Annotated in this window: 5 protein-coding genes; all 5 read right to left on the reverse strand. The window is 52.9% G+C overall.

Annotated features, from left to right (window positions below; genetic code table 11):
- A partial coding sequence (locus QQJ87_RS14585) for a GDP-mannose 4,6-dehydratase (RefSeq protein ID WP_284282632.1) occupies window positions 1-492 on the reverse strand: 492 nt, incomplete at its 3' end.
- On the reverse strand, window positions 489-1,376 hold the full coding sequence (locus tag QQJ87_RS14590; protein WP_284282634.1) for an NAD-dependent epimerase/dehydratase family protein: 888 nt from the start codon (window positions 1,374-1,376) through the stop codon (window positions 489-491). The genes QQJ87_RS14590 and QQJ87_RS14585, both read right to left, overlap by 4 nt.
- Window positions 1,377-1,382: 6 nt before the next feature.
- Complete coding sequence (gene rfbH / locus QQJ87_RS14595) at window positions 1,383-2,723, reverse strand: lipopolysaccharide biosynthesis protein RfbH (RefSeq protein WP_284282635.1); 1,341 nt, start codon at window positions 2,721-2,723, stop codon at window positions 1,383-1,385.
- 18 nt (window positions 2,724-2,741) lie between these two features.
- Complete coding sequence (gene rfbG / locus QQJ87_RS14600; RefSeq protein ID WP_284282636.1) at window positions 2,742-3,824, reverse strand: CDP-glucose 4,6-dehydratase; 1,083 nt, start codon at window positions 3,822-3,824, stop codon at window positions 2,742-2,744.
- Window positions 3,825-3,829: 5 nt separating this feature from the next.
- Window positions 3,830-4,187 (reverse strand): sugar phosphate nucleotidyltransferase (locus QQJ87_RS14605; protein WP_284282638.1); only part of this gene is annotated, 358 nt, incomplete at its 5' end.

Raw genomic sequence — 4,187 nt, forward strand, 5'->3', positions numbered from 1 at the left:
GTATGGCGAATGAAACTCCAGTGGCACCTGCTCATCAAACCCCTGCGGTTTGTCTGTACAAACGTAGCGCGTCTCTGTCTCTTCATAGTGATATTGCTCAAGATCGCCGTACACTTTGTTGGTCGAGGAGTAAAGCACCGCCGCATCTGGGCAGTGATCTCTCACAGCCTCTAGCACATTGAGTGAGCCCATGGCGTTGACTTCGAAATCCATGCGAGTGTTGGCAATCGATGTGGTCATTGCAACCTGTCCGGCCAGATGAAACACCGCATCGGGCTTGAGCTCCTGAATGACTCGTTTGACGTCATTGGAATTTCGAATATCGCCATGCACAAATTTGAATTGACCTTGGCTTTGCAGCCACAGCAGGTTATCCACACTGCCGTTGCGGTATAGGTTGTCAAACACAACCAACTCAATTCCTTTGCCGATTGAGTGACTTGCCAGGTTACTGCCCAGAAAGCCGCAGCCCCCAGTAATCAATAGCTTCATTGTGTTCTTTCCTGTTCTATCATCTGTTTCAGCCCTGACTCCAAGGTGAATTGGGGAGCCCAGCCAAGTTCATTTAATCGGGTGGTGTCTGCAATGCACAGCGCTGGTTCATCGGGCCGCATTGGAATGCATCCAAATTTCAGTTCTGATGCCGCGCCTGTTAATTTCTTGGCAAGCTGCACAAACTCGCGAATGGTTGGTGCATTGCCACTTCCAAGGTCAATACTTTCAGTTTTTTTGAATTGATCGCGATGCACAATGGCAAAGGCATAGGCACTTGCAACATCCTCGATGTGAATAAAGTCCCTGCGCTGCAACCCCTCAGTCAATTCAATCTCAGACAGATTATTCAGAAGCATTCGAACCATGCGCGTTGGGAACTTGCTTTCATCGTCGCCCGCGCCGTACATGTGCTGCAAGCTGATATTCAAAAATTGCAAATATTCCGCCTGGCTTCCAATCATCCGCCCATAGTCGCTGAATTGTGACTTGGTCAGTGCATACACACTGACCTTCGGCTCAAGTGCGCTGCCAGTATTCAGAAATGTCACTGGCCGCTTTAAAGCAAGCAAAGCGTCTAACAACCGAGCCCCGAAGACTACATTGGCTTGTAGCACATCGATTGCGCTTTCGTGTTTGCGCCCATAGCTGCAGGCAGTGTGAACAATCACATCGGGTTTGATCTGATGAATCAAATCCGCCAGCAGGGCTGGATCAGAATCTAGTGAATGTAGCTGACATTGATCTTGAACCCAATCAAGGCGATTGAGCTTGGCGCCTTGACGAAACAAGGCATGCAAGTGCCATTCCGGAAATTGCTTGGCAAAGTAAAAAAGCAACTGGGAACCGAGGTAACCGTTCGCGCCCGTGATGAGTACCTGCATTGGCACTTAGAAACCCACACCAAAGAACTCTTCCAACTTCTGCACCACGTAATCGAGATGTTCCGTCGTCAACCCTGGGTACACGCCCAACCAAAAGGTCTGGTTCATCACAATGTCGGTGTTGGTAAGCTCACCACTTACCCGGAAATTGCGGCCAATCATGTAAGGCTGACGCGTCAGGTTGCCGGCAAACAGCAGGCGCGTGCCAATCCTGTTTTGATCCAGATAGTTCAGAAGGTCAACACGCTTAACACCGCTTTCTTCCTTCAACACCAGAGGAAAGCCAAACCAGGATGGCTCGGAATTGGGCGTGGCCATAGGCAGGTGCAAGAAATCTTGCAGGCCTTCCAGCTTGTTACGCAGGTATTCATAGTTGGCCTTTCGGGCAGCAATAAAGCCATCTAGCCTATCCATCTGCGCCAAGGCGCAGGCGGCCTGCATGTCGGTAATCTTTAAGTTATAGCCCAAGTGGCTGTAAGTGTATTTGTGGTCATAGCCTTCAGGCAGATCGCCCAACTTCCAGCAAAAGCGCTTGTCGCAGGTGTTGTCTTTGCCGGGGGGGCAATAACAATCACGCCCCCAATCCCTAAAGCTTTCTGCAATCACTTTAAGTTCGCTGTTGTTGGTGAACACTGCACCACCCTCGCCCATGGTGATGTGGTGTGCGGGGTAGAAGCTGAGCGTGGCAATGTCACCAAAGGTGCCCACCAACTGGCCGTTGTATTTGGCACCCAGTGCATCGCAGGTGTCTTCAACCAGCCACAAGTTGTATTTCTTGCAGAGCGCGGTAACTACATCCAAATTGAACGGATTGCCCAGACTGTGCGCCAGCATAATGGCTTTGGTCTTGGGGCTGATTGCCGCTTCAATTTTGCTGGCATCGATGTTGTGGGTGTGCAGATCTACATCGACAAACACAGGCACCGCACCAAATTGAATGATGGGGTTAACCGTGGTTGGAAAGCCCGCAGCCACACCAATCACCTCATCGCCAGGCTTAATTGCCCTGTCGCCCAGCTTGGGGCTGGTCAAAGTTGAGAATGCCACCAGGTTGGCCGATGATCCTGAATTGACCGTAATGGCATGCTTAACACCCAGAAACTTGGCCAACCGTTCTTCAAACAGGGCGTTAAATCGCCCGGTGGTTAGCCACGCGTCCAGGCTGGCCTCGACCATCATTTGCACCTCAGGTGCACCCACCACCTTGCCCGACACGGGCACAGCGCTTTGCCCTGCGACAAAGGGTTTGGGGGCGTGCACCAGGTCTGCGTACTGTTTAACCAGCTCAGATATTTGGGCGCGCAGAGCCTCGGGGTTGGTTTTGTGGAAAGTAATGGGTTCAGACATTTTGAGTGAATTCCTGCTTCAAATTTTGCGTGTCGTTTGTGCGTATTGCTGGATTTGCTCAAGGCATAGCTGCTGCGCACTTTGGCCAGCTAGCCATTGCTGGTGCCAATGCACAATTTTTTCCAGTGCGGTGGCAAGGTTCCACCTTGGGTGCCACTTCAGCCGATGCGCCACTTTCGAGATGTCCAACTTCAGAAAGTTGGCTTCGTGCGGGTTTTCGGTCTGGTCCAGCTGCCAGCTTGCGCCGTTACCCCAGTCCCTGACCAACTCCTCTACAATCCATTGCACAGGCTTGGCATCTTCTTCACGAGGGCCAAAGTTCCAGCCCTCTGCAAAGCACTTGCCATCAGCCTGATACAGCTTTTCTACCAAGATGAAATAGCCCGCCAAGGGTTCAAGTACATGCTGCCATGGCCGTGTGGCCAAGGGGTTGCGAATCACCACGGGTTGTTGTTTTTCGAATGCGCGCAGAATGTCGGGAATCAGCCGGTCTTCAGCCCAGTCGCCACCGCCGATCACATTGCCCGCACGCACGCTGGCCAAATTGGCCGAGTTGGGCAAATGGAAGAAACTGCGCTGGTAAGCCGAGGTGACCAATTCAGCACACCCCTTGCTGTTGCTGTAAGGATCGTGCCCGCCCATGGGCTCGTTCTCACGGTAGCCCCATTCCCATTCGCGGTTTTCATAGCACTTGTCGGTTGTGATGTTGACGATTGCCCGCAGGTTGCCACACTGACGCGCGGCTTCAAACACATGCACGGTGCCCATCACATTGGTGGAATAGGTTTCAACCGGATCGCGATAGCTTAGCCGCACCAGCGGCTGTGCTGCCATGTGAATCAGAATGTCGGGGTTGAAAGATGTCATGCTTTGGGCAAGCTTGGCGGCGTCGCGAATGTCGCCAATGTCGCTTTGCATGCCCTGGGCCACTTGAGCCTGATCGTATAGGCTGGGGTTGGTGGGTGCCGCCAACGCATAGCCCTTGACCCGCGCGCCCATGCTTTGCAACCACAAGGCAGCCCAACTGCCTTTAAAACCGGTGTGCCCGGTCAAAAATACTTTTTTGCCCCGCCAGAATTCGGAATTGACCTGTGCTGTCATGTTGATTAGTCCCACATTTTCCAGGGGGCATTGCCGCTGGTCCACAACTCTTCCAGATGGTGCTTGTCACGCAGGGTGTCCATCGGCTGCCAGAACCCATGATGCTCGTAGGCCATCAACTGCCCCTCATCTGCCAGGCGCATCAGGGGCTCTTGCTCCCACACCGTGGCATCCGACTCTACATACTTCAATACCTCAGGTGAAAGTACAAAAAAGCCGCCATTGATCATGGCCCCGTCACCCTTGGGCTTTTCCTTGAAGCTGTGCACTCGGCCAGCCTGAATGTCCAAAGCACCAAAGCGCCCGGGCGGGTAAGTGGCGGTCAGCGTGGCCGCCTTGCCATGCTCGCGGTGAAACTTAACT

This window comes from Limnobacter litoralis (genome assembly GCF_030160455.1).
GTDB classification, from domain to species: domain Bacteria; phylum Pseudomonadota; class Gammaproteobacteria; order Burkholderiales; family Burkholderiaceae_B; genus Limnobacter; species Limnobacter litoralis.

Excerpts from the sequence above, each read along its gene's own strand:
- rfbG (WP_284282636.1), bottom strand. The coding sequence starts at position 3,824 with ATGACAGCACAGGTCAATTCCGAATTCTGGCGGGGCAAAAAAGTATTT.
- QQJ87_RS14590 (WP_284282634.1), bottom strand. The coding sequence starts at position 1,376 with ATGCAGGTACTCATCACGGGCGCGAACGGTTACCTCGGTTCCCAGTTG.
- rfbH (WP_284282635.1), bottom strand. The coding sequence starts at position 2,723 with ATGTCTGAACCCATTACTTTCCACAAAACCAACCCCGAGGCTCTGCGC.